Consider the following 25340-nt stretch of genomic DNA (forward strand, 5'->3'; position numbering starts at 1 on the left):
GCGGCTGTCAGCGATGGCTGAAAATGTCCGGCTCCTCGAAGCCGAGCAGGTCAAGCTTCGCGCGCGCCGGCAGGAACCGGTAGCACGCCTCGGCCAGCTCCCGCCGTCCCTCGCGCACCAGCAGCGCTTCCAGCCGGGCCCAGATCGCGTGCAGATGCAGCACGTCCGACGCCGCATAGGCGCATTGCTCCGGCGTGAGGTCGGCGGCGCCCCAGTCGCTGGTCTGCTGCTGCTTCGAAATCTCGATGCCGGCGAGATCGCGGCAGAGATCCTTCAGCCCGTGCCGGTCGGTATAGGTGCGGACCAGCTTCGAGGCGATCTTGGTGCAGACCACCGGCGCGGTCGTCACGCCGAGCGCGTGATACAGCATCGCGAGGTCGAACCGGGCGAAGTGGAACAGCTTGGTCACGCCGGACTGTTCGAGCAGGCGCTTCAGATTCGGGCAATCGGCGCCGCGCCCGCCGAGCGATGGCGGGATGATCTGCACGAGATGCGCGGTATTGTCGCCGGCCGAGAGCTGGACGAGGCAGAGCCGGTCGCGCCGCGGATCGAGCCCCATCGTCTCGGTGTCGACCGCGACGACCGGGCCCAGATCGAGCCCGTCCGGCAGGTCGTGACGATGAATATGGATGGTGGCGCCGGCGGCAAACTGGGTCTGGCTCATCGGCCCATCACGATCCCGCAAGCGGGAGATTGAGAGTTGGTGCCCAGGAGAAGACTCGAACTTCCACAGCCTTGCGGCCACAGGTACCTGAAACCTGCGCGTCTACCATTCCGCCACCTGGGCAAGGGGGCTGCGAACCGCGCCACCCGGCGCGCTTCGGTGGAGGGGCAATAGCGAAGCGGCGCCCCGCCGTCAATCCGCCTTCGCGCGTGAGGCGGTTGTCTTGCGCGGGCCAGTCATGCGAACAGAAGGCGCCCAGTGAAAAGGAGTTCTTCATGGCATCGCGCAAGGTTGCAACGGTTTTCGGCGCTTCCGGCTTCATCGGCCGCCATGTCGTGAAACGCCTGGCCGCCGCCGGCTGGGTCGTCCGTGCCGCGATGCGCGATACCGAGGCCGGCGCCTTTCTCCGCCCGCTGGGCGATGTCGGCCAGGTCGTGCCGCTGCACGCGCCGCTCGACAACGAGGCAGCGCTGCGCCGCGCGATCGAGGGGGCGGCGTGCGTGGTCAATCTCGTCGGCATCCTGGCCGAGCGGCATCGCGGCGATTTCGACCGCGTGCAGCACCAGGGCGCCGCGCGGATCGCCCGGCTCGCGCAGGAGTCCGGGGTGAGCGCGCTGGTCCAGGTCTCGGCGATCGGCGCCGATCCGAAGGCGGCGAGCCTGTATGCGCGCAGCAAGGGCATGGGCGAGGCGGCGGTGCGGGCGGCGTTTCCGGCGGCGACGATCCTGCGCCCCTCCATCGTCTTCGGCCCGGGCGATGGATTCTTCGGCCGCTTCGGCGCGATGGCGGCGCAGCTTCCCGTCCTGCCGGTGATCGAGGGCGAGACGAAATTCCAGCCCGTCTATGTCGGCGACGTCGCCGCCGCGGTGATGGCCGCGATCGAGCGTCCCGAACTCGCCGGGGCGACCTATGAGCTGGGCGGGCCCGAGATCCGCAGCTTCCGCGACCTGCTCTCCTATATCAACGCCGAGACCGGCCATCACCGCGCCCTCATCGGCGTGCCGCGCTGGGCGGCCTGGCTACAGGCCTCGGTGCTCCAGCACCTGCCCGGCCGGCTGCTGACGACCGACCAGCTCCTCTTGCTCCGGCGCGACAATGTCGTGGCGCGGAACGCCCGCACCCTCGCCGACATGGGCATCGTGCCGACGCCGATCGACCTCGTCGTGCCCGCCTTGCTGCGGCGGTTCCGGCAGGGCGGCGGCCGGCCAACGGGCGGCGAGGCGTGATAGGTCACGAATGAGACATAAATTTTCGGGATAAACACCGACCGAAATCCGCGCAGGGCAGATAATCGCGATTATACGGCAACTATGCTGTCATAATATCAAAAAATTGCTGGCCTTCTCCGTTCCGCTGCGCTAGGGACACCGTGAAACAGCCATCCACGGAACGGAGTTGTGCCGATGACCGAGCACATGCAGCAATTCGTGCGTCTTGCGCAGCAGCCGCCGGAAAAGCGCGCGGCCGTCGAGCGCCGCGAGGATTTCGGCGAGATCTATCGCGATTTCGACCCGAAGGACGCCGCGGCCCAGGCCAGCCGGTGCAGCCAGTGCGGGATTCCGTTCTGCCAGGTGCATTGCCCGCTGGGGAACAACATCCCCGACTGGCTGAAACTCTCGGCCGAGGGCCGGCTGGAGGAAGCCTACGAGATTTCCGCCGCCACCAACACCTTCCCCGAAATCTGCGGCCGCATCTGCCCGCAGGACCGGCTGTGCGAGGGCAACTGCGTCATCGAGAAGGGGTTCGAGAGCGTCACCATCGGCGCGGTCGAGCGCTACATCACCGACACCGCCTTCGAGAATGGCTGGGTCCGGCCGATCCGCCCGCGGCGCGAGCGCGCGCAGAGTGTCGGCATCATCGGCGCCGGCCCGGCCGGCCTCGCCGCCGCCGAGGCGCTGCGGCGCAAGGGATACCAGGTGCATGTCCATGACCGGCACGACCGGGTGGGCGGGCTGCTGATCTACGGCATTCCCGGCTTCAAGCTGGAGAAGGAGATCGTCGCCCGCCGGCGCGCCTGGCTCGAGGAGGGCGGCATCCACTTCCACCTGAACGAGGATATCGGCGGCGCCGTCAGCTTCGCCGGGCTGCGCGCGCGCTACGACGCGGTGCTGGTCGCCACCGGCGTCTACAAGGCGCGCGAGATCGACGTGCCGGGCACCGGGCTCGATGGCGTGGTCCCGGCGCTCGACTATCTCATCGCCTCGAACCGCAAGGGGCTGGGCGATGCGGTGCCGGCCTACGATTCGGGCGAACTGAACGCCGCTGGCAAGCGCGTCGTCGTCATCGGCGGCGGCGACACGGCGATGGACTGTGTCCGCACCGCCATCCGCCAGGACGCCGCCGCCGTCACCTGCCTCTACCGGCGCGACCGCGCCAACATGCCCGGCTCGGCGCGCGAGGTCGCGAACGCGATCGATGAAGGTGTCGAGTTCACCTGGCTCTCCGCGCCGGAAGCCTTTGTTGGCGCCGGGCGGGTGAACGCGGTCAAGGCGGTGCGGATGCATCTCGGCCTCGCCGATGCCTCCGGGCGGCAGACCGTCGAGCCGATCGCGGGTTCGGACTTCACCATCGAGGCCGATCTCGTCATCAAGGCGCTCGGCTTCGACCCCGAGGATCTGCCCGGCGCGTTCAACGAGCCCGGCCTCGCGCTCACCCGCTGGGGCACGCTCAAGGTCGATTCGAAGAGCTTCATGACCGCGCTGCCCGGCGTGTTCGCCGCCGGCGACATCGTCCGCGGCGCCAGCCTCGTCGTCTGGGCGATCAAGGACGGCCGCGATGCCGCCGACGCCATGCACGCCTATCTCGAAACCGCCGCCGCGCGCCCCGACGGCGCGCTCGCCACCGCCGCGCGCCTCGACGGCGCGCTGACCTCCGCCGCGGAGTGATGACCATGAACCACGAAACCGCCCCCGAATTCCTCGCCGCCTGGCAGCGCAACACCACGGCGCTCGCCGGCAGCTACGATCCCGCGCAGGAGCACGACGCCTGCGGCGTCGGCCTGATCGCGGCCCTCGATGGCCGCAAGCGGCGCGATGTCGTCGTCGCCGGCATCGATGCGCTGAAGGCCGTGTGGCATCGCGGCGCGGTCGACGCCGATGGCAAGACCGGCGACGGCGCCGGCATCCATGTCGAGATCCCGCAGGATTTCTTCACCGACGCGGTGGAGCGCGGCGGCGACCGCATGCGCCGCGGCCCGATCGCGGTCGGCATGGTCTTCCTGCCCAAGACCGATCTCGGCGCGCAGGAGCGCTGCCGGCAGATCGTCGAGACCGAGATCCTGAATTTCGGCTACCGCATCTATGGCTGGCGCCAGGTGCCGATCGACGTGTCCTGCATCGGCGAAAAGGCGAACGCCACCCGCCCCGAGATCGAGCAGATCATGGTGTGGAACGCGCTCGGCAAGTCGGAGGAGGAGTATGAGCGCGACCTCTACGTGATCCGCCGGCGGATCGAGAAGGAAGCCATCGCGGCGCAAATCCCCGAGCTGTACATCTGCTCGCTCTCCTGCCGCTCGATCATCTACAAGGGCATGTTCCTCGCCGAGAGCCTGACCGAATTCTACCCCGACCTGCTCGACGAGCGCTTCGTCTCGCGCTTCGCGATCTATCATCAGCGCTATTCCACCAACACCTTCCCGACCTGGCGGCTGGCCCAGCCCTTCCGCACCCTCGCGCATAACGGCGAGATCAACACGCTGGCCGGCAACGTGAACTGGATGAAGAGCCACGAAACCCGCCTCGCCGCCGGCGCGCTCGACGCGTATCTCGGCGACATCAAGCCGGTGATCCAGGCCGGCAGTTCCGACACCGCGACGCTCGATGCCGTCTTCGAACTCCTCGTTCACGGCGGCCGCGACGCGATGATGGCGAAAACGCTGATGATCCCGCCCTCGATCGGCGCCGATGCCACGATGAAGGCCGAGCACCGCAACCTCATCAGCTATTGCAACGCGGTGATGGAACCGTGGGACGGTCCGGCCGCGATCACCGCGACGGATGGCCGCTTCGTCATCGCCGGTCTCGACCGCAACGGGCTGCGCCCGCTGCGCTTCACCCGCACCAGCGACGGCCTGCTGATCGTCGGGTCGGAAACCGGCATGGTCAAGCGCGAGGAGGCGGACATCGTCGAGCGCGGCCGCGTCGGGCCGGGCGAGACCATCGCGGTCGATCTCGCCGATGGCCGCTTCTACCATCACGCCGAGCTGATGGACGATCTCGCCGCCCGGCAGGATTTCGGCGCCTGGACCGCCGGCATCAAGGTGATCGACCATATCGTGAAAACCGATGCGCCGGAGCCGGTCCTTTTCGAGGGCGAGGCGCTGCGCCGCCGCCAGCTCGGCGTCGGCTACACGCTGGAGGAACTCGAACTCATCCTCCACCCGATGGTCGAGGACGCCAACGAGGCGACCGGCTCGATGGGCGACGACACCCCGATCGCCGTGCTGTCGGAGCGTTATCGCGGCTTGCATCACTATTTCCGCCAGAGCTTCAGCCAGGTCACCAACCCCGCGATCGACAGCCTGCGCGAAAGCCGCGTGATGTCGCTCAAGACCCGCCTCGGCAATCTCGGCAACGTGCTCGACGAGGATTCCAGCCAGTGCGATCTGTTGCAGCTGGAAAGCCCGGTCCTCTCGACCGCCGAGTTCGACGCGATGCGCCGCACGATGGGCGACAATGCCTGCGTGGTGAACTGCACCTTCCCGGTCGCCGATGGCGAGGGCGGGCTGCGCGCCGCGATCGAGCGCATCCGCCGCGAGGCCGAGGAAGGGGTTCGCGCCGGCTGCACCCATGTCATCCTCACTGACGAAACGTTCGATGCGGCGCACGCGCCGATCCCGATGATCCTCGCCACCGGCGCCGTGCACACCCATCTCGTCCGCCAGTCGCTGCGCACCTTCACCAGCCTCAACGTGCGCGCCGCCGAATGCATGGACGTGCATTATTTCGCCGTGCTGATCGGCGTGGGGGCGACCACGATCAACGCCTATCTCGCGCAGGAAAGCATCGCCGACCGGCATCGCCGCGGCCTGTTCGGGTCGATCAGCCTGAAGGAGTGCATCGGCCGCTACAAGAAGGCGGTGAACAAGGGGCTGCTCAAGGTGATGTCGAAGCTCGGCATCTCGGTGATCTCGTCCTATCGCGGCGGCTACAATTTCGAGGCGATCGGCCTGTCCCGCGCGCTGGTCGCGGAATTCTTCCCCGGCATGCCCTCGCGGATTTCCGGCATCGGCCTGCCCGGCATCGCCCACAAGATGCTGGAACTGCACCGCACCGCCTGGGATGCGGATGCCGTGACCCTGCCGGTCGGCGGCGTCTATCGCCTGCGCCGCAAGGGCGAGACCCATGCCTTCGACGGCCAGATGGTCCACATGCTGCAAACCGCGGTCGCGACCGACAGTTTCACGCTGTATCGGAAATATGCCGATGCGGTGAACGCGCAGCCGCCGGTGGCGCTGCGCGACCTGCTCGATTTCCGCAGCGAGGGGATGACGCCGATCCCGGTGGACGAGGTCGAGAGCATCACCGAAATCCGCAAGCGGCTCGTCGCACCCGGCATCTCGCTCGGCGCGCTCAGCCCCGAGGCGCACGAGACGCTGTCGATCGCGATGAACCGCATCGGCGCGCGCTCGGATTCGGGCGAGGGCGGCGAGGACGCGGCACGCGCAACACCGCGGCCGAACGGCGATAACGCCTCGTCAGCGATCAAGCAGATCGCCTCGGGCCGCTTCGGCGTGACCGCCGAATATCTGAACAACTGCCGCGAGATCGAGATCAAGGTGGCCCAGGGTGCGAAGCCCGGCGAGGGCGGCCAGCTCCCCGGCTTCAAGGTCACCGAGCTGATCGCCAAGCTCCGGCATTCGACGCCGGGGGTGATGCTGATCAGCCCGCCGCCGCATCACGACATCTATTCGATCGAGGATCTCGCCCAGCTGATCTACGATCTCAAGCAGATCAACCCGCAGGCGACGGTGTGCGTGAAGCTGGTCTCGCGCTCGGGCATCGGCACCATCGCCGCCGGCGTGGCCAAGGCGAAGGCGGACGCGATCCTGATCTCCGGCCATTCCGGCGGCACCGGCGCTTCCCCGCAGACCTCGATCAAATATGCCGGCCTGCCCTGGGAGATGGGCCTGTCGGAAACGCATCAGGTGCTGATGCTGAACCGGCTGCGTCACATGGTGAAGCTGCGCACCGACGGCGGCATCAAGACCGGGCGCGACGTGGTGATCGCGGCCATGCTCGGTGCCGAGGAATTCGGCATCGGCACCGCCTCGCTGGTGGCGATGGGCTGCATCATGGTCCGCCAGTGCCATTCCAACACCTGCCCGGTCGGCGTCTGCACGCAGGACGAGGCGTTGCGCGCGAAGTTCGAGGGCACGCCGGAGAAGGTGATCAACCTGTTCTCCTTCATCGCCGAGGATGTGCGACACATCCTCGCCTCGCTCGGCGTGCGCCGCCTAGAGGACGTGATCGGCCGCACCGACTACCTGCACCAGATCTCGCGCGGCTCGGAGATTCTCGACGATCTCGATCTCAACGCGCTGCTTGCCCAGGCCGACCCCGGCCCCTATGCGCGCTTCTGCACGTTGCAGGGCCGCAACGAGGTGCCGGAGACGCTGGATGCGCAGATGATCGAGGATGCGACGCCGTTCTTCGAGCGCGGCGAGAAGATGCAGCTGCAATACGGCATCCGCAACACCCATCGCGCGATCGGCACCAAGTTCTCCGGGCAGATCGTCCGGCGCAAGCGCGGCGCCGATCTGCAGGCCGACCACGTCACCGTGCGGCTGCGCGGTGCCGCGGGCCAGTCGCTCGGCGCCTTCGCCGTGCGCGGACTCAAGCTCGAGGTCTTCGGCGATGCCAACGACTATGTCGGCAAGGGCCTGTCGGGTGCGACCATCGTGGTGCGCCCGGCGCCGTCCTCGCCGCTCGTCAGCCAGGACAACACGATCATCGGCAATACCTGCCTCTATGGCGCGACCTCGGGCCGGCTGTTCGCCGCCGGCCAGGCCGGCGAGCGCTTCGCGGTGCGCAATTCCGGCGCCATTGCGGTTGTCGAGGGCGCGGGGTCGAACGCCTGCGAATACATGACCGGCGGGACGGTCGTGATACTCGGCCCGGTGGGCGACAATTTCGGCGCCGGCTTCACCGGCGGCATCGCCTTCGTCTACGATCCGGATGGTGATTTCGAGATGCGGATCAACCCGGACACGCTGCTCTGGAACCGTGTGACGGAATCCTACTGGGCGCAGCATCTGCGCGACCTCGTCACCGAGCACGCGCGCGAGACGCAGAGTCTCTACGCCGAGCGCCTGCTCAACGAGTGGGAGCGCACGCTGGCGCGGGTCTGGATGGTGGTGCCGCGCGACTATGCGCGCTTCCTGCCGGTGCCGATGACGGCGCCGGCGGCGGCGAAAATTCCGGCCGAGTAACCGGTCGGACTCGCTTCACTCAGCCGAGATGCGCTGCGGCGAATTGCCGCAGCGCCCGGTAGCGGTGGCTGATCGCCGATTTTTCGGCCTTGCCCAGCTCGGCGAAGCTGCGCGTCTCGCCGAGCGGCACGAAAACCGGGTCATAGCCGAACCCGCCATCCCCGCGCGGCGCGGGGGCGATCCGCCCGCGGCACCAGCCGAGATAGGTGAAGGTCCGCCCTTCGGGTGTGGCGAGGCAGATCGCGGCGGCGAAGGCGGCGCGGTCGTCCGCCCGGCTCGCCGCGACGATCTTCGCCATCGCCGCCGCATAGCCGCCGGCCTCCTGCGCGAAGCGCGCCGAGCGCACCCCGGGCGCGCCGGCCATCGCCGCCACCTCCAGCCCCGAATCATCCGCGATCGCCGGCAGCCCGCTCGCCGCCGCCGCCGCCAGCGCCTTGATCCGCGCATTGCCGGCGAAATCCGGCGCGTCCTCCACCGGCTCAGCCAGGCCGAGCGCGCCGGAGGATGCGCAGTCGAGCCCGTGCGGGGCGAGCAGCAGGGCGAACTCGGCGAGCTTGCCGGCATTGTGGGTGGCGATCACCACACGCTGGCCGCGTTCGAGCCGCATCGCTGCCTCAGGCCGCATCGAGCGCCGCGCGCTGGGCCGCGAACAGTTCCGCCGTGCCCTTGCGGGCAAGGCCGAGAAGGGTGCCGAAGGTTGCCTCCTCGAAGGTCGCGCGCTCGGCGGTCGCCTGAATCTCGACGATGCCGCCCGTGCCGGTGAGCACGAAATTGGCGTCCGCCTCGGCATTGGAATCCTCGGCGTAATCGAGGTCGAGCACCGGCGCGCCCTCGAACACGCCGCAGGACACCGCCGCGACCTGGCCGATCAGCGGGTCGGTCGCGATCACGTTCGCCTTGCGCAGCGTGCGGATCGCGAGCGCGAGCGCGACCCAGGCGCCGGTGATCGCGGCACAGCGCGTGCCGCCATCGGCGTTCAGCACGTCGCAATCGAGGGTGATGGTCATCTCGCCCAGCGCCGTGCGGTCGATCACCGCGCGCAGCGAGCGGCCGATCAGGCGCTGGATTTCCTGCGTCCGGCCGGACTGCTTGCCGCGCGCCGCCTCGCGGTCGCCGCGGGTGTGGGTCGCGCGCGGCAGCATGCCATATTCCGCCGTCACCCAGCCCTGGCCGGCGCCGCGCAGAAAGCCCGGCACCCTTCCTTCCACGCTCGCCGCGCACAGCACCTCGGTGCCGCCCATGCGGATCAGCGCCGAGCCCTCGGCGTGGCGCGAGAACCCGGTGACGATCTCCACCTGGCGCAGCGCATCGGCCTTGCGGCCGCTCGGTCTCTTGATGTCGGGCATGAAGCCTCTCCTGTCGGCTGAAAAACGTGTCGCTTGATTTTCGCCCCGCGATACCCGACTCTGGCGCCATGGACCAGACATCCAAGCGTTCTTCCGCCCGCGCCGGCCGGCCGAAGCCGGCGGGCGGGGCTGTGCGGCTGCCGCCGGGGCTCGATGAGCGCTCCGCCGCGGTGCTGCGCGAAATCGTCGAACAATATGTCGAAACCGGCGAGCCGGTGGGCAGCCGCACGCTCTCGCGCCTGCTGCCGATGGGCCTGTCCCCGGCGACGATCCGCAACGTGATGGCGGATCTGACCGATGCCGGGCTGCTGTTCTCGCCGCATATCTCGGCCGGACGGCTGCCGACCGAGCGGGGCCTGCGCCTCTTCGTCGACGGCTTGCTGCATTTCGGCGAATTGTCGGACGAGGAGCGCGAGCGGATCGAGGCGGCGCTCGCCCAGTCCGGCCGCTCGATCCAGGACACGCTGACCGAGGCCTCCGCCCTGCTCTCGGGCCTGTCGCAAGCGGCGGGCATCGTGTTGGCGCCGAAATCGGAAGGGGCGGTCAAGCACATCGAATTCGTGCCTCTGAGTTCCGGCCGCGCTCTCGTCGTGCTCGTCTCGGCGGATGGCCAGGTCGAGAACCGGGTGATCGAAACGCCGCCCGGCGTGCCGCCCTCGGCGCTGCAGGAGGCGAGCAACTACCTCAACGCCCAGCTCTCCGGCCTCTCGCTCGGCGAACTCCGCGTTCGCGTGGCGGACGACATGAGGGCGGACCGTTCGGCGCTGGACGATCTCGCCGCCGGCATCGTCGAGGCCGGGCTTGCGACCTGGTCGGCCGAGGGCAGGGGCGGCTCGCTGATCGTGCGCGGCCAGGCGCGGCTGCTCGCCGATGTCGACCAGCTTGAGAAACTCGCCTCCGTCCAGCAGCTCTTCGAGCGGCTGGAGGCGCAGGAGACGATGCTGAAACTGCTCGATCTCGCCGAGCGGTCGGAAGGCGTGCGCATCTTCATCGGCGCCGAAAGCGGCCTGTTCGGCGCCTCCGGCATGTCGATGGTGGTCGCCCCGGCGCGCTCGCGCGACGATCGCATCGTGGGTGCGATCGGCGTGATCGGGCCGACGCGGATCAATTACGGGCGTATCATCCCCGTGGTCGACTACACCGCGCGGGTGATCGGGAGGCTGCTCGGATGAGGCGCATGAAGGATCGGCCGGCGCGCGCCGGATTGAAAAAAAATCTCGCTTCGTCGCTGCTGATCCTCGCTCTGGCCCCGGCCCTGGCTGTGGCGCAGGCCGCGCCCCGCGTCATCCCCGTGCGCGATGCCCGCGCGGTCTACCGGGTGAGCCAGCCCGGCCGCCCCGACCAGACATGGTCCGTGCGGTTCGATGCGGCCGCTGGCCTGGTGCGGGCGACCAGCCTGTCCGGCACGCCAATGCCGATGACCGTCCTGCTCGACCTTCACGATGGGCGGGCCCAGCTCGTTCTGGCCCAGATGCACGCGCTGGTGAACGTTCCCGGCCTCGCCGGCGCCATGGCGCGGGTGATGGTGATGCGGGGTGCGCATTTCACCCCGCTCGGCCCGGCAACCATCGCCGGAATGCGCTGCACCCGCTACCTCGTCTTGCGGCGCAACGCCTCGGGCACCGCCTGCCTGACGCCGGATGGCTTCGCCCTCGCCGCCTCCGGCGGCGACCCGCACGGGCGGGTGAGCGTGCAGGCGCTTTCGCTTCATGTCGGCCCGCAGCCGCCGGCCGATTTCGTGCCGCCCACCGGATATTCCGAGGTCACCCTGCCACCGCAGATGCTGGCGGGGTTGCTCGGACGATAAGATTCGATAGCCTCGCCTGTCATTTTCAATATTCATTTTAAAAAATGTTTGATCCGACATGTCGAAACATGAATTTTCTGTCGTCGCCTGCGCGCGCTGGGAGTCGCCCTACATCGTCGAGTGGCTGAACTACTACCGCGCGATCGGCTTCGATCACGTCTTCCTGTACTGCAACGACGACGATCCTCGCGAATTGTATGGCCGCTGCCTGCCCTTCGTCCTGGGGCCCGCCCCATTCGTCACCTTCCGCCATTATCCCGTGCAGGGCGAACAATTGCGGATGTACGGCCATTTCCTGTTGAACGACCGTGACTCGACCGAATGGGTCGGCTTCTTCGATATCGATGAATTTCTCCGCCTGCCGCCGGGCCAGACGATCGGCGAGTTTGTCGGCGGCATGCGCGCGCCGGCGGAGTGCATCCTGTTCAACTGGATCTTTTTCGGGCCGAACGGGCACCGGAGCAAGCCTGGAGACAGTATTCTCGGCGACTACACCTTTCGCCAGAAGATCATCCACCCGTTCACCAAATATGTCGCCCGGTCGCACATATTGACGGGGCCGCGCCTGCACGACGTCTCGAAGGGGAACGGCTTCTGGCACTGTCCGATCGGCCATGTCGATCGCCCGATCCGCGCCGTGAACGCGATCGGCGAAGACATGTCGCGCTATTATGACGGGTTTCCCGAAGCCTCCGCGGCATTCGCCAACGACCCCGGCCGCAGCGCTGGCTTGCTGGCCACGGCGATGGTCCATCACTACGCGTTCCGCACGGAAACCGCCTTTGTCGAGCGGGCGCGGCGCGGGCTCGGCGGCGCCTTCGGCGATCAGACCATCTGGAGCGACCTTGCGTCCGGCGACCGGTTCGCGTCCTTTCTGGCCGGGCTGCACGAGGTCGAGGATCGCTCGCTCGCGACGTTCTGGCCGGACCGGCTCGAACATGCCCTCGCCGCGACCATTCCGGTGTCCGGCCAGGCCGGCCTGCCGGCGAGCCGGGGAAAGGTCGCGACCCAAAGCTCGATTTCGGCGTGGTCGGCCGGGGCGTCCCCCGAATCCGACGCTATCCGCGCGCTGAACGGCGTGATCGATGGTCGCGGCAAATTCCACACCGATCTCGAAGACGCCCCGTGGTGGCGGGTCGATCTCGGCGCCGTCCACGGCATCCGCGAGATCAGGCTGTTCAACCGCATGGACCATCCCGCCGTCCCCGCCCGGGCGAACCGCCTCGCCATCGATATCGGCTTTGATCCCGGGACTCTCTTCGAGGTGTTCCGCCGCGACAGCGAGGTGCCGTTCGGCGGCGCCGACGGCCACCCGCTCGTCTTCACCCCGTCAATACCCATCCCCGGCCGCTTCGTGCGGGTCCGTCTGCTGGAGAGAAACTATCTGCATCTCGATCAGGTGGAAATTTATGGTGAGGGGCTGTCGCTGGTCTCCGGCGCCTGAAATCGAGAGGATCACACGACCATGGCGGATACCCGGCGTCACCGGAGTTCCGGCGCGCGCGATGGACCGGGACGCGGAGGGTTGGCCCCGACAATCCGCTGGTGACCGGGCGGGCAGGCCCGGCGTCTGCCGTTCCGGAAACAACCCTTGCCATCAGCCCGGCTTTGCGCCATTGAGAAAGAATCAATGGGTTGATCCGCGGTGCAACAACCGCGTGGTCCCTTATCCACTGATAGAAAGGCGCCGGCAGGGCCGCGATTGCGGGCCGTAACGCGCCGAACCGACTCGGCCGGGGAGCGGACACGCCGCTTCCGGCCCACGAGACAAGGACCGATGACCGCGCTTTCCGTCGCACAATTCTCAAGCAGCGCCTCTCCTACCGGCGCTTCCAGCGGCCAGCGCACCAGTCCTTGACCATGTTTCGAACAACCTTGCGCCAACATCCGCGCCCGCAGGCAGTCGACCCCACGGTCCCGCCGCCGGCGCGCAGGAGTTTTTCCCCCTATGACCAAGACCATGCTCATCGACGCCAGCCACGCGGAGGAAACCCGCGTGGTGGTGTTGGACAACAACCGCCTCGATGACTTCGATATCGAAACCGCCGACAAGAAACAGATCAAGGGCAATATCTATCTTGCCAAGGTCATTCGCGTAGAGCCCAGCCTCCAGGCCGCCTTCGTCGAATATGGCGGCAACCGCCACGGGTTTCTCGCCTTCGCCGAAATCCATCCCGATTATTACCAGATCCCCATAGCCGACCGGCAGAAGCTGCTCGAACTCGAGGCCGAGGAGGCGCGCCGCCGCGTCGAGGCCGAAGAGGCCGAGGATGCGCGGGAAGCGGCGCTCGAAACCGGCCGTCCGCCCCAGGTGACCGAAATCCCGATCGCCGATGCGCCCCCCGCCGCGGGCGCGGAGGCCGAAACCACCGCCGCCGAACCTGCCGAGGCGCCGCAGCCCCGCCACATGGCCGAGGATGCGGCCGAGGATGCGCCCGAGGATGCGCCCGAGGGCGAGGCGCAGACCGCCGAGCCGGCCGAAGCATCGGAGAGCGCCGCCGCGCCGGCGGAAGCCCCCGAGCAGATCGGCGGCGATGACGGCGTCGATGGCGCCGAAGAGGCGCGGGAACGCCGGCGCGCCCGCGCCCTGCGCTCCTACAAGATCCAGGAAGTGATCCACCGCCGCCAGATCATCCTGGTGCAGGTGGTGAAGGAGGAGCGCGGCTCGAAGGGCGCCGCGCTGACCACCTATATCTCGCTGGCCGGCCGCTTCTCCGTGCTGATGCCGAATTCGCCCAATGGCGGCGGCGTGTCGCGCAAGATCACCTCGCTGGCGGATCGCCGGCGGCTCAAGGAGGCGGTGTCCGAGCTGGACATCCCCCAGGGCATGGGCATGATCGTCCGCACCGCCGGCGCGAACCGGCCCAAGCCCGAAATCAAGCGCGACGGCGAATATCTCCTCCGCCTGTGGGACGACATCCGCGAGCGCACCCTGGCCTCGATCGCGCCGGCGCTGGTGTATGAGGAAGCCTCGCTGATCAAGCGGACCATCCGTGACGTCTATACCCGCGATGTCGACCAGGTGCTGATCGAGGGCGAGGACGGGTTCCGCTCCGCGCGCGACTTCATGCGGATGCTGATGCCGACGCATGTGAAGAAGGTCCAGCAATGGAGCGAGCGCCAGCCGCTGTTCGCCAAGCACAATGTCGAGCAGATGCTCGACCACATGTTCCAGCCGACGGTGCAGCTGAAATCGGGCGGCTATCTGGTCATCAACCAGACCGAGGCGCTGGTCGCGATCGATGTGAACTCCGGCCGGGCCACGCGCGAGCGCAATATCGAGGATACCGCGCTGCGCACCAATCTGGAGGCCGCCGATGAGGTGGCGCGCCAGTTGCGCCTGCGCGACCTCGCCGGGCTGATCGTCGTCGATTTCATCGACATGGAGACCCGCAAGCACAACGCGATGGTCGAGCGCCGGCTGAAGGACGCGCTGAAGAACGACCGCGCGCGCATCCAGGTCGGCAGCATCAGCCATTTCGGCCTGCTGGAAATGAGCCGCCAGCGGCTCCGCCCGTCTCTGGCCGAGACCATGCTGATTCCCTGCCCGCATTGCCAGGGTGTCGGCCATGTCCGCAGCACCGCGAGCACGGCGCTGGCCGTGCTGCGCGCGATCGAGGACGAGGCCGCCGGCCGCGCCGCCGAGCTGCTGGTGCATCTGACGCCGGATGTGGCGCTCTACATCTTCAACCACAAGCGCGCCCAGCTCGCCGCCATCGAGGCGCGCTTTGGCCTGCAGGTCGCCTTCGTGGCCGATGGCACGGTGCCCGCCACCTTCAAGATCGAGAAGGTGAAGACCCATGCCGCATCGCGGCCGCAGGAAGCGCCGGCTGCGGCGCCCAGCGCGCCGGTGATCGAGGCCGATGAGGCCGAAACCGAGGCCGAGGCGCCGGATCAGGGCGATGAGGCCGAAGCGTCGGTCGCCGCCGCCGGGAAGGCGGGGGCGGACGAAAACGAGCGCCGCCGCCGCCGCCGCCGCCGCCGCCGGGGCGGGCGGCGCGAGGAGCAGCCCGTCCTGCCCGGCGCCGAACAGCCGGAAATGACCGAGATGCCCGCCGAATTCGCCGTGCGGCTCGATGAGACGCTGGCGGGCCGCGGCCGGTCGGCCCGGATTCCCGCGCCAGAGACCGTGCCAGAGCAGACCGCGCCGGACCATGTGCCGGCAGCCGCGGCCGAGCCGGTGTCCGCGCCGGTCGTGCCGGCGGAGCCGGAAACCCCGCCCGCCGCTCCGGCTGAGGCGGTGGAAGCGGCCGAGCCCGCCGCGGCGCCGGCCGAGGTTGCGGCCGACGAGGCGCCGGCCGAGCCCACGGCGAAGCCGAAGCGCCGCGCCGCCGCCGCGCGCAGCCCGGCCAAGACGCCCCGCCGCCGCCGCGCCACCGCGAAGGAGAGCGAGGCCGCCGAGCCGCAGCAACCGGTATTCACCGATATCGCCGATATTTTCGAGGCGGCGGAGAAGGCTGAAGCCGAGGCGCCGAAACCCGCCCGGCGGCCCCGGCGCACCCGCGCCAAGGCCACGGCAGAAACCGGCGCTGCCGAATCCGGTGCGGCGGACGGCGTGACCGCGGTGGTGGAGAGCGCACCCGCGCCGGTCGCACCCGCGGCCAACGAAACCCAGGCCCCCAAGCCGCCCGCCAATGGCGCGGCCCCGGCCATGGCGGACGAGCCGCAAGAGCCGCCGCGCGGTCCGGCGGTGCAGCCGGTGGTGATCGGCGCCAGCGAAACCACGCCCGCCCAGCGCAAGCGCGGCTGGTGGAAGCGCCCGGCCTGACTGGAGGCCGGAATAACGGCCGTGAAAACGGGCCGGCTCCCCTCCCGGGGGCCGGCCCTATTTCTTGCCGGATGAGGCGGCGGGCCCGGGTGCGGCGTCGCGCCTCGCCCTGACGGCGTCGTAGCGGGCGATATTCTTGCGCTGTTCGGCGAAGGTGCGGGCGAAGACATGCCCGCCCGTGCCGGTCGCGACGAAATACAGCGCGTCGGTCTGCGCCGGATGCAGCACCGCGTTGATCGCGGCGAGCCCCGGCGCGCAGATCGGCCCGGGCGGCAGCCCCTTGTGGCGATAGGTGTTATAGGGGCTCGCGGTGGCGAGGTCCCGATCATCGACCCGGTGGGGCAGGGCGGTCGCCGCGCCCCCGGTCACCGCATAGATCACCGTCGGATCGGCCTGGAGCTTCATCCCCCGCGCCAGCCGGTTCTCATAGACCCCGGCGATTTTCGGCAACTCGGCGGCAAGCGGCGTCTCCAGCTGCACGATCGAGGCGAGGATCAGCGCCTCGCCTTTCGTCCGCACCGGCAGGCCGGGCGCGCGGGATGCCCAGGCCTTGGCCAGCGCCGCCTTCATCGCCGCCTGCATCCGTGCCGCGATGGCGCTCCGCGCCGTGCCATAGGTGTAATCATAGGTTTGCGGCAGAATGCTGCCCTCGGGCGGCGGCGAAACCCGGCCGGTCGCGTGCGGCAGCGCGTTCACGATCGCCGCGATCCGGGCCGATGTCAGCCCCTCGGGAATCGTCGCCTTGAACTGGATTTCCGGCGCGAAGCGCAGCGTGTGCAGCACGGCGCGCAGGCTGGCATGATCGGTGAAGCGGAAATCGCCGGACCGGATCGGCCCCTGGCCGCGCGTGAGAAAGGCGGCGATCTCGAACAGCCGGGCCGAGCGGATCGCGCGCCGGCGCGCCAGCAGCACGGCAACCTGATGCGTGCCGCCCGGCGGGATGAAGATATCGGCGGCTTCAGGCAGCGGCCCCGGGCCGTCATAGACCTGGCGGACCGCCATTCTGCCCATCTGCGACAGCACCAGAACGGTGAGCAGCAGAAGGATCAGGCGCCCCGGGCCGCGCATGGCTGAACGCGCCTGGCTCAGCCAGGCTTGCGGAACAGGATCGACGCGTTGGTGCCGCCGAAGCCGAAGCTGTTGGACAGCACGATATCGATCTTGCGCTGCTGCGCGGTATGGGCCACGCGATCGACCACGCTGGCACGGCTCGGCTCGTCGAGGTTGAGCGTCGGTGGGGCGACGCCATCGCGCAACGCGAGGATGGAGAAAATCGCCTCGACCGCGCCGGCGGCGCCGAGCAGATGGCCGGTCGCCGATTTGGTGGATGACATCGCCACGTTCCGCGCCGCGTCGCCGAACAGGTTCTCGACCGCTTCGAGTTCGAGATCATCACCCATCGGCGTGGAGGTGCCATGGGCGTTGATGTAATCGACATCGGCCGCGGTCAGCCCGCCCGATTTCAGCGCCGCCTTCATCGCGCGGAACGCGCCGTCGTGATGCGGCGCCGGGGCGGTGATGTGATGCGCGTCGCCGGACATGCCATAGCCGGCGATCTCGGCGTAAATCTTGGCACCGCGCTTTTTCGCGTGCTCGTATTCCTCAAGGAACAGCACACCGGCGCCTTCGCCCATCACGAACCCGTCGCGATCCTTGTCCCACGGGCGGGACGCGGCCTTGGGGTTGTCGTTGAAGGCGGTCGACAGCGCGCGCGAGGCGCAGAACCCGGCGATCCCGATCTCGCAGACCGCGCCTTCCGCGCCGCCGGCGAGCATGATGTCGGCATCGCCGAGGGCGATCAGCCGCGCCGCGTCGCCGACCGCGTGAACCCCGGTCGCGCAGGCGGTGACTGCCGAATGATTCGGCCCTTTCAGACCGAACCGGATCGAGACATGGCCGGAGACGAGGTTGACCAGGGCGGACGGAATGAAGAAGGGCGAAAGGCGGCGCGCCCGGCCTTCATGAACCATGATCGAGGCGTCGTAGATGGTCTGCAACCCGCCGATGCCGGAGCCGATCATCACGCCGGCGGCGTAGCTGTCCTCCTCCGTCGCGGGGGTCCAGCCGGCATCCTCCATCGCCTCGACGGACGCCGCCATCCCAAGATGGATGAAGCGATCCATCTTCTTCTGCTCTTTCGGCGGAATCCATTCGTTGAGATCGAACCCGCCATCCGCCCGCGACCCCGCGGGCAGTTCGCCCGCGACCTTGCAGGGCAGATCCGCCGGGTCGAACCTGGTTATCGGGCCGATGCCCGAGTCCCCGGCAATCAAACGCCGCCAGACATGCTCGACCCCGACGCCCAGCGGGCTCGCGATCCCCATGCCTGTCACCACGACCCGACGCATGCTCATGTCCCGTCCGATACCTGACTTATTCGGCTTTCTTCTTTTCGATGTAGTCGATCGCGTCCTTGACGGTGCCGATCTTCTCGGCCGCGTCCTCGGGGATCTCCACGCCGAAGGCTTCCTCGAACGCCATGACCAGCTCGACCGTATCGAGGCTGTCCGCGCCCAGATCGTCGATGAAGGAGGCTTCCGGCGTCACCTTCGCCTCGTCCACGCCGAGGTGCTCGACGACAATCTTCTTCACTTTTTCGGCGACTTCACTCATCGAATTCATGCTCCTGTAGAGATCGTTGGGCGGTATGGACCGGCGGCATCGACCATCCCGCCTCCGGTCGGATGGATAACACGCAATGATCGTGGCGCACGAGGCCGGCTCCACGATCATTGCCAAAGTTCGGCGCGCTTAGCATGGTTCGCCCGGCCGCGCCAACCGCAGCTCAGATCATGGCCATGCCACCATTCACATGCAGGATCGCGCCGGTGACCCAGGCGGCGGCGTCGGAGGCCAGATAGGCCACCGCGGCGGCGACGTCCTGCGGCCTGCCGAGGCGGCCAAGCGGAATCTTTTCGGCCAGCGCTGCGCGCTGCGCCTCGCTCAGCGCGTCCGTCATCGCGGTCTCGATGAAGCCCGGCGCCACGAGATTGACCGTGATGTTGCGCGAGGCGACTTCCTGCGCCATCGATTTCGTCATGCCGATCAGCCCGGCCTTGGCGGCGGCGTAGTTGACCTGGCCGGGATTGCCGGTGCTGCCGACGATGCTGCCGATATTGATGATCCGCCCGGCGCGCCGGCGCATCATCCCCTTCATCACCGCGCGGGACAGGCGGAAGGGCGCGGCGAGATCGACATCCATCACCTGGCTCCAGGCCTCGTCGGACATGCGCAGCACAAGCCCGTCGCGGGTCAGGCCGGCATTGTTCACCAGGATGTCGATATGCCCGAGCGCCGAGTCGGCGGCCGCGACCAGCGCCTCCGCCGCCTTGGGGTCGGAGAGGTCGGCCGGGCAGACATGGGCGCGCTCGCCAAGCTCTGCCGCGAGCGCGGCGAGGGCGGAGTCGCGTGTGCCCGAGAGCGCGACCGCGGCCCCCAGCCCGTGCAGCGTGCGCGCAATGGCGGCGCCGATGCCGCCCGAGGCGCCGGTGACGAGGGCGGTGCGTCCCGCCAGCGCGAAAAGATCAGCCGACATGTTTGACCAGCTCCTCAAGCTCCGCCGGCGTGCCGCAGGACAGGCAATCGGCGTCCGGGGCGATGCGCCGCGCGAGACCGCACAGCACCTTGCCTGCGCCGAGTTCGATGAAGCGGGTGACGCCGAGTGCCGTCATCGTGCCGACCGATTCGCGCCAGCGGACCGGCGCCGTCACCTGCTCGACCAGCCGCGCGGCGATCTCCGCCGGGTCCGTCACCTTCGCCGCGGTGACATTGGCGATCAGCGGCACCACCGGTGCTGCGAGCGTCACGCCGGCCAGCGCCTCGCGCATCGCCTCGGCGGCGGGCGCCATCAGCGCGCAGTGGAACGGCGCCGAGACCGGCAGCTTGAGCGCGCGCTTGATGCCCCGCGCGCGGGCGATCTCCAGCGCCCGGTCGACCGCTGCGGCAGTGCCGGAAATCACCACCTGGCCGCCGCCATTATCATTGGCGACGGAGACGACCTGCCGCCCCTCCGGCGATTCGGCCGCCTCGGCGCAGATCTGCTCGGCGGCGTCGCGTTCGACGCCGAGCAGCGCCGCCATCGCGCCCTCGCCGGGCGGCACCGCCTGCTGCATCGCGGTACCGCGAATCCGCAGCAGCCGCGCGGTATCGGCGATGCCGAACGTGCCGGCGGCCGCCAGCGCCGAATATTCGCCGAGCGAATGGCCGGCGACCACCGCCGCCCGATCGCCGAGCACAATGCCGGCTTCCTTCTCCAGGCAACGCAGCACCGCCATCGACATGGCCATGAGCGCGGGCTGGGCGTTCTCGTCAGGGTGAGTTCCTCCGCCGGGCCCTCGAACATCAGCCTGGAGAGTTTCTGCTTGAGAACCTCGTCGACTTCCTCGAACACCTCGCGCGCCGGCGCGAAGGCGGCGGCCAGGTCGCGCCCCATGCCCACGGCCTGGCTGCCCTGTCCTGGAAAGATGAAGGCGTTCACCGCCATGTTCCGTTTCTCCTGTCGTCCCGGCGATGCGGTCGGCATGGCCGAGCCGGCCCTGAATATCCCGCAATCGCGTGCTCTGACGCTGGCGCGGGGTAGATGCAGGGCGCGCGCAAGTCAATCTTTCGTAACCCGCCGGCGGGCTCGATTGTTCAGAAATGTCGCTGAAACACCCGGATCACGTCGCCCGGCGCCACCAGCGCCGAAACCGGCGCCCGATAGTCCCGCGGCACCCCGCCGGTCATCCGGATCACCCCGACCTCGGATTCCACCGCCCGATAGGTAAAGCCCCCGCGCGCGAGACGGCGGCGAGCACGGTCATGCCGGGCTCGAACGGATACTGGTCCGGCCGGTTCACCTCGCCCAGGATCGAGAACGGCCGGTAGCGCCGCACCTCTACCGCGACGGCGGGATGGCGCAGAATCCCGCGCGCGACCAGCGTTCGGGCGATCGCGCGGCCCAGCATCGCCGTGCTCCGCCCCGCCGCGCGCACCGGCCCGGCGAGCGGCAGCTCGATCATGCCCGAGGCATCCACGTCATATGTCGCGGTGAGCTGGGTCTGGCCGAACACGATCACCCGCAGCCGGTCGCCCGGCCCAAGCCGGTAGCCGCCGGAGGCCGTCGCCGGCAGCTTCGGCAGGCGCATCCACGCCGCGCAGCCCGAGAGCGCCGGGGCGATGATCCCACCCAGCATGGCGGCGAGCAGGCGGCGCCTTGTGTCGCGGCGAAATACCGGCATGTCGATCAACCTTGAACTGAAATGATATACACAATACAACCTTAAATAGATAAATTCGTGTCTTCCGCCAGAATGCCCCGGCGCGCGCCCCCTTTGCAACAACGCCCTCGGTGCAACAACAGATGAGGCATCCCGATGACGGGTCGGTCACAGAGATGAGCGTTCCGGCAGACCCACAGGGCCGCGCCCTGCCGGCAAGGGCGGCGGACGATCCGCTCGATGCCCTGCGCGCCGTCCGCCGCCACTGGCGGCTGGCCGCCCTTGTCGCCCTCGGCCTGCCGCTGCTCTCCTCGGCCGCGTTGTCGCGCCTGCCGGCGGTCTATACCGCGACCGGCGTGCTGCTCTACGACCCGATCGGGTTCAATCAGAAATTGCTGCGCGACGTGGTCGAGACCGCGCCGGTGACCGATATGCTGATGGCCAGCCAGGTCGCCATCCTCAAAAGCCCGGGCGTGATGCGGCGCGTGGTTCGCCGCCTCGGCGCCCGCCCGCATCCCCCGCGCGCCCCTGAGCCTGGCTTCGCACCGATGCTGCGGCGCTGGTTCGGCCTCGGGCCGACGCCCCGGCCCGCCGCCGCCGCGCTCGACGCCGACATCGCCGCCCGGTTCCGCATCGAGATCCCCGCGGGTTCGCAGCTGATCGACGTCTCCTATACCAGCCGCGACCCGCGCCGCGCCGCCCGGGCGGTGAACGCCGCCATGGCCGCCTATCTGGATCGGGAGCGGACCGACCGGCTGGAGGTGCTGCACCGGGCCCGGCTCTGGCTCCGGCACCGGGCGCGGGAGACGGCGTCCCGTCTCGAATCCCTCGATGTCGCGATCGCGCTCGAGCGCGCGCGCAGCGGCACCCAGCGGGGGGCCGGCGCCGCGCCGCTGACCAATGAGCAGGCCGGGCAGCTCACCGCGAGCCTCGCCGCCTCCCAGGCCGATCTCGCCGCCGCGCGGGCGCGGCTCGCGATCTTGCGCGGCGGCAGCGAGGCCGCCGCTGCCGCCGCGGTGGCGCCCGCGATCGGGCCGATGCGCGCGCGCGCGGCCGAACTCACCGCAAGGCTGCGCGCCCTCGCCAGCACCGAGGGGCCGAACAATCCCGAATATCGCGCCGCCGCCCGCGCGCTCGCGGCGCTGCGCGGGCAGATCGGGGCCGAAACCGGGCGGCTCGTCGCCGCCGACCGGATGCGCGCCGCCGCCGATGCGGCGCGTGTCGCCAGTCTCGAGGCCGCCATCGCCCGCGTGCGCGGCAAGGCGGCGGCGCAGTCGGTGGTGGCGGCGCCCCTCGCGCGCCTTCAGGAGCAGCGCCAGGCCGAGAGCAGCCTGCTGCGCGCCGAGACCGAGCAGATCGGCGCGCTCGAAAGCCGCAGCGCCCTGACGCGGCCGAGCGCGCGGATCATCACCCCCGCCGTCCCGCCGGCGCGCGCCAGCGGCCCGCGCCGCCTCGCCATCCTCTCCGGCGCGGTCCTGCTCGGCCTCTGCCTTGGCCTGCTGGCGGCGCTGGCGGCGGATGCGCTGAACGGCAGCTTCCGCTCCGGCGGCCAGGTGCGCGAAGCGCTGGGCCTGCCCTGCATGGCGCTGGTGCCCGAAATCACCCGGCGGGCGCGCCGCGGCCTCGCGGTGCCCGACTATGCGCGCCGCTATCCGTTTTCCGCCTTCGCCGAGCAGATCCGGGCCCTGCGCACCGGCCTCTGGCTCGCGCCCGGCGCGCCGCGCAGCCTCGCGATCACGGCGTCCCGCCCCGGCGAGGGCAAAACCACGCTGGCCGTCAGCCTCGCCCTGTCGATGGCGGCCAGCGGGGCGCGCATCCTGCTGATCGACTGCGATATCCGCCAGCCGAGCCTCGACATGGTCTTCGGCCTCGGCGGCCTGCCCGGCCTGACCGACCATCTGGCCGGGCGGGTGGCGCTGGAGGCGGCGATCCATCGTCCCGCCCTCGAGGATGACGACGCCGTTCCGGACGTCATGCCGGCCGGGGCGGTGGCGCGCGAGGCGCTGGCCCTGTTCATGTCCGAGCGCCTCGGTCTGCTGATCGAGGAGCTTCACCGCCGATACGACCTCGTGATCCTCGACCTCCCGCCCGTCTTCGCCCTGGCCGAGGCGCAGGTGCTCGCCCGCGCCGCCGCGTCCGTGCTGCTCTGCATCCGCTGGGGGCAGACGCCCCGGCGCACCGTCGCGGCGGCGATGGCGCTGCTGGCGCAGCCGGGGCTGCGGATCGAGGGCGCGGTGCTCACAAGGGTCGACGGCGCCCGCCACGCCCGCGCCGGATTTCCCGATTCCGAACTCTATCATCCGCGTTATGGCGGCTATTTCCGTACCTGACGCCGCGATCCCGCCGCGCGCCGCGCCGGCCCGCCCGCGCGCGGCCGCGTGGCCGGAGGTGAAGCTGCTCGCGGGCGGCGCGCTCCTGCTGCTCTGGCCGGCGCTGGCCAACCGGTATCCGCTGGTCTTCTCCGACACCGGAACCTACATCTCGCAGGTTCTCGACCTGCATCTCGGCTGGGATCGCCCGCCCTTCTACAGCCTGCTGGTGATCGTCGCCGGGCTTGGGCGGTCGCTCTGGCCGGTGATCATCGCCCAGGCGCTGGTCGCGTCCTGGCTGATCCGCGCCACCCACCGCCTGCTCGCGCCCGAAGCCGGCGCGCTCGAAACCGCCGTGCTGCTGGCGGGTCTCGCGGCCGGATCGTCCCTGTCCTGGACCTCGTCGCAGGTGATGCCGGACATCTTCACGCCGCTGATGGTGCTCGCCTTCGCCGGGCTCGTGCTCGATCCCGCGGCCAGGACGGCGGGCGCCGGGCACGCGCTGGCGATCGGCGTGGCGATCGTCGTGCATCTGAGCAACATGCCGATCTATGCCGGGCTCTGCCTCGCCGTCCTGCCGCTGCGCCGGCGGCGCCACCGGGTCCGCTGGCGGGCGCTGTTGCTGCCGTTCCTGCTCGGCGCTGCGTGCCTTACCGCGGTCAACACGCTGGCCCGCGGCAGGCCCTCGCCCTCGCCCTATGGCGCGACCTTCCTGCTCGCCCGGCTGATCGAGAACGGCCCGGCGCGCGCCACGCTCGCGGCCGACTGTCCGCGCGCCGGCTGGGCGCTCTGCGCCTATCGCGACGATCTGCCGCGCACCGCCGATGGCTTTCTCTGGCGGGCCGACAGTCCGCTCTACCGCGCCGGCGGCCCGCGCCGCCTGGTCGGGCAGACGGATGCCATCGTCTACCGGACGCTCGCCCTGCATCCGCGCGCCGTGCTGCGCGCGGCGGCCCGCGATTTCGCCCTGCAACTCCTCACCTTCGCGCCGGGCAGCGGCCTGCGCCCCTGGTATGCGACCGCCTGGCAGACCATCCGGCGCGACCTGCCGCGCCCGGCCTATGCCGGCTATCTCGCCAGCCGCCAGGCGCGCGGGCGGCTGGGCGTGCCGCGCGTCCTCGCCGCGATCATGCGCCCGCTCGCCGCCGGCGGCATGGCGGTGACCGCGCTGTTCGCGCTGTTCGCCGCCTTCCGCCGCGACATCGGCGCGCAGGCGCGATCGCTGGGCGTCTTCTGCTGGATCGTCCTGCTCGCGCTGGCCGGCAACGCGGCGGTGACGGGCGCGCTCTCCGGCCCCCATGCCCGCTATCAGAGCCGGGTTGTCTGGCTCGCGGTGTTCTCCGGCTGGCTGGTGCTGCGGCGGGTTCAGGCCGGGTGCCGGTCCCGCCCGACCAGCAGCACGACGTAGAGTTTGAGCCGCCCGAAGCCGAGCCGGCGCCGCCAGTCGATCATGTGGGTCAGCCGATGGCGCATCCCGAAATGCAGCTCGATCGCGCGGAGCTGGGCGTCGGAAAAACTCGCCGCGAGCTCGTGCGGCAGGGCGTCGAGAAACCGCCCGAGCGGGGCCGAATAGTCCTGCGCGGCCATGGCCGCATCACTCGGTCATCCGGTCGAGCGCGGGTATGGCGCGCAGAACCTTGCGCTTGAGCAGGATCGGGCCGATCAGCCCCGCGCTCATCAGCACCGCCGCGACCGGCAGGAACCGCGCGCCGTTCCAGCCCGTCACCAGCAGCAGAAGGCCCTTCGCGAGGCCGATGAAAATGGTGTTGAACAGATAGATCATCAGGGAATTCCGCCCGAGCGTTTCGACAATACGGGC

General features: G+C 69.6%; 18 protein-coding genes, 1 tRNA gene and 2 pseudogenes. 9 read left to right on the forward strand and 12 right to left on the reverse strand.

The annotated features are described in order from the left end of the window. Positions 1 to 7 precede the first annotated feature (7 nt). Both ACIDOCELLA78_RS000000105090 and ACIDOCELLA78_RS000000105095 read right to left on the reverse strand, forming a co-directional pair. Positions 8 to 664 (reverse strand): ribonuclease D, encoded by a 657-nt coding sequence (locus tag ACIDOCELLA78_RS000000105090; RefSeq protein WP_201728666.1) that lies wholly within the window; start codon positions 662 to 664, stop codon positions 8 to 10. A gap of 37 nt (positions 665 to 701) precedes the next feature. Beyond that, a tRNA-Leu gene (locus ACIDOCELLA78_RS000000105095) sits at positions 702 to 787 on the reverse strand. A 152-nt stretch (positions 788 to 939) separates the two neighbouring features. Between ACIDOCELLA78_RS000000105095 and ACIDOCELLA78_RS000000105100 the strand changes: the two genes are divergently transcribed. From ACIDOCELLA78_RS000000105100 to gltB, 3 genes are all read left to right on the forward strand, one after another. Then, positions 940 to 1890 carry a complex I NDUFA9 subunit family protein gene (locus tag ACIDOCELLA78_RS000000105100; protein ID WP_201728667.1) on the forward strand — a complete coding sequence of 317 codons (951 nt, stop codon included), beginning with the start codon at positions 940 to 942 and terminating at the stop codon, positions 1888 to 1890. 177 nt (positions 1891 to 2067) lie between these two features. After that, positions 2068 to 3549, forward strand: coding sequence for an NAD(P)-dependent oxidoreductase (locus ACIDOCELLA78_RS000000105105; protein ID WP_201728668.1), 1482 nt, complete (start codon positions 2068 to 2070; stop codon positions 3547 to 3549). Positions 3550 to 3554: 5 nt separating this feature from the next. Next, positions 3555 to 8093, forward strand: a complete 4539-nt coding sequence (gltB, locus tag ACIDOCELLA78_RS000000105110; RefSeq protein ID WP_201728669.1) for a glutamate synthase large subunit — start codon at positions 3555 to 3557, stop codon at positions 8091 to 8093. A gap of 19 nt (positions 8094 to 8112) precedes the next feature. On the opposite strand, the gene rdgB is transcribed toward gltB, so the two are convergent. After that, the gene (gene rdgB, locus ACIDOCELLA78_RS000000105115; protein WP_201728670.1) at positions 8113 to 8700 is read right to left on the reverse strand and encodes an RdgB/HAM1 family non-canonical purine NTP pyrophosphatase; all 588 of its coding nucleotides are present in this window, start codon (positions 8698 to 8700) and stop codon (positions 8113 to 8115) included. A gap of 7 nt (positions 8701 to 8707) precedes the next feature. Then, positions 8708 to 9439: a ribonuclease PH gene (gene rph, locus ACIDOCELLA78_RS000000105120; RefSeq protein WP_201728671.1), complete on the reverse strand. Its 732-nt coding sequence runs from the start codon at positions 9437 to 9439 to the stop codon at positions 8708 to 8710. 68 nt (positions 9440 to 9507) lie between these two features. Between rph and hrcA the strand changes: the two genes are divergently transcribed. From hrcA to ACIDOCELLA78_RS000000105140, 4 genes are all read left to right on the forward strand, one after another. Continuing rightward, complete coding sequence (hrcA, locus tag ACIDOCELLA78_RS000000105125; protein WP_201728672.1) at positions 9508 to 10611, forward strand: heat-inducible transcriptional repressor HrcA; 1104 nt, start codon at positions 9508 to 9510, stop codon at positions 10609 to 10611. Further along, entirely contained in the window at positions 10608 to 11246 is a 639-nt protein-coding gene (locus ACIDOCELLA78_RS000000105130; RefSeq protein ID WP_249675770.1) for a hypothetical protein, read from the forward strand. Before hrcA ends, ACIDOCELLA78_RS000000105130 begins: the two co-directional genes overlap by 4 nt. A gap of 58 nt (positions 11247 to 11304) precedes the next feature. After that, positions 11305 to 12690, forward strand: a complete 1386-nt coding sequence (locus ACIDOCELLA78_RS000000105135; protein ID WP_201728673.1) for a glycosyltransferase family 2 protein — start codon at positions 11305 to 11307, stop codon at positions 12688 to 12690. A gap of 504 nt (positions 12691 to 13194) precedes the next feature. After that, complete coding sequence (locus ACIDOCELLA78_RS000000105140; protein ID WP_201728674.1) at positions 13195 to 16014, forward strand: ribonuclease E/G; 2820 nt, start codon at positions 13195 to 13197, stop codon at positions 16012 to 16014. A 57-nt stretch (positions 16015 to 16071) separates the two neighbouring features. On the opposite strand, the gene mltG is transcribed toward ACIDOCELLA78_RS000000105140, so the two are convergent. The 6 genes and pseudogenes from mltG to ACIDOCELLA78_RS000000105170 all read right to left on the reverse strand — a co-directional run bounded on the left by mltG (position 16072) and on the right by ACIDOCELLA78_RS000000105170 (position 21233). After that, a complete protein-coding gene (gene mltG / locus ACIDOCELLA78_RS000000105145; protein ID WP_201728675.1) occupies positions 16072 to 17082 on the reverse strand; it encodes an endolytic transglycosylase MltG in 1011 nt (336 codons plus the stop codon). 17 nt (positions 17083 to 17099) lie between these two features. Beyond that, positions 17100 to 18368: a beta-ketoacyl-ACP synthase II gene (fabF, locus tag ACIDOCELLA78_RS000000105150; protein WP_201728676.1), complete on the reverse strand. Its 1269-nt coding sequence runs from the start codon at positions 18366 to 18368 to the stop codon at positions 17100 to 17102. 19 nt (positions 18369 to 18387) lie between these two features. Next, a complete protein-coding gene (locus ACIDOCELLA78_RS000000105155) occupies positions 18388 to 18627 on the reverse strand; it encodes an acyl carrier protein (RefSeq protein ID WP_007422686.1) in 240 nt (79 codons plus the stop codon). 172 nt (positions 18628 to 18799) lie between these two features. Next, on the reverse strand, positions 18800 to 19549 hold the full coding sequence (fabG, locus tag ACIDOCELLA78_RS000000105160; RefSeq protein ID WP_201728677.1) for a 3-oxoacyl-[acyl-carrier-protein] reductase: 750 nt from the start codon (positions 19547 to 19549) through the stop codon (positions 18800 to 18802). Continuing rightward, positions 19539 to 20497 (reverse strand): annotated as a pseudogene (gene fabD / locus ACIDOCELLA78_RS000000105165) (ACP S-malonyltransferase). Before fabD ends, fabG begins: the two are co-directional and overlap by 11 nt. A gap of 247 nt (positions 20498 to 20744) precedes the next feature. Further along, positions 20745 to 21233, reverse strand: coding sequence for a polysaccharide biosynthesis/export family protein (locus ACIDOCELLA78_RS000000105170; protein WP_249675775.1), 489 nt, complete (start codon positions 21231 to 21233; stop codon positions 20745 to 20747). A 155-nt stretch (positions 21234 to 21388) separates the two neighbouring features. On the opposite strand from ACIDOCELLA78_RS000000105170, the gene ACIDOCELLA78_RS000000105175 reads away from it, so the two are divergent. Then, positions 21389 to 23542: a polysaccharide biosynthesis tyrosine autokinase gene (locus ACIDOCELLA78_RS000000105175; RefSeq protein WP_201728678.1), complete on the forward strand. Its 2154-nt coding sequence runs from the start codon at positions 21389 to 21391 to the stop codon at positions 23540 to 23542. Further along, positions 23520 to 24929 carry a hypothetical protein gene (locus ACIDOCELLA78_RS000000105180; protein WP_201728679.1) on the forward strand — a complete coding sequence of 470 codons (1410 nt, stop codon included), beginning with the start codon at positions 23520 to 23522 and terminating at the stop codon, positions 24927 to 24929. The genes ACIDOCELLA78_RS000000105175 and ACIDOCELLA78_RS000000105180 overlap by 23 nt, the downstream gene beginning before the upstream one ends. Here ACIDOCELLA78_RS000000105180 and ACIDOCELLA78_RS000000105185 read toward each other — a convergent pair. Further along, positions 24887 to 25108, reverse strand: coding sequence for a hypothetical protein (locus tag ACIDOCELLA78_RS000000105185; RefSeq protein ID WP_201728680.1), 222 nt, complete (start codon positions 25106 to 25108; stop codon positions 24887 to 24889). The two genes, ACIDOCELLA78_RS000000105180 and ACIDOCELLA78_RS000000105185, sit on opposite strands and share 43 nt — an antisense overlap. Before the next feature lie 7 nt (positions 25109 to 25115). Further along, positions 25116 to 25340: pseudogene (locus ACIDOCELLA78_RS000000105190) on the reverse strand (acyltransferase); the annotation flags it as partial.

The organism is Acidocella sp. C78 (assembly GCF_907164655.1).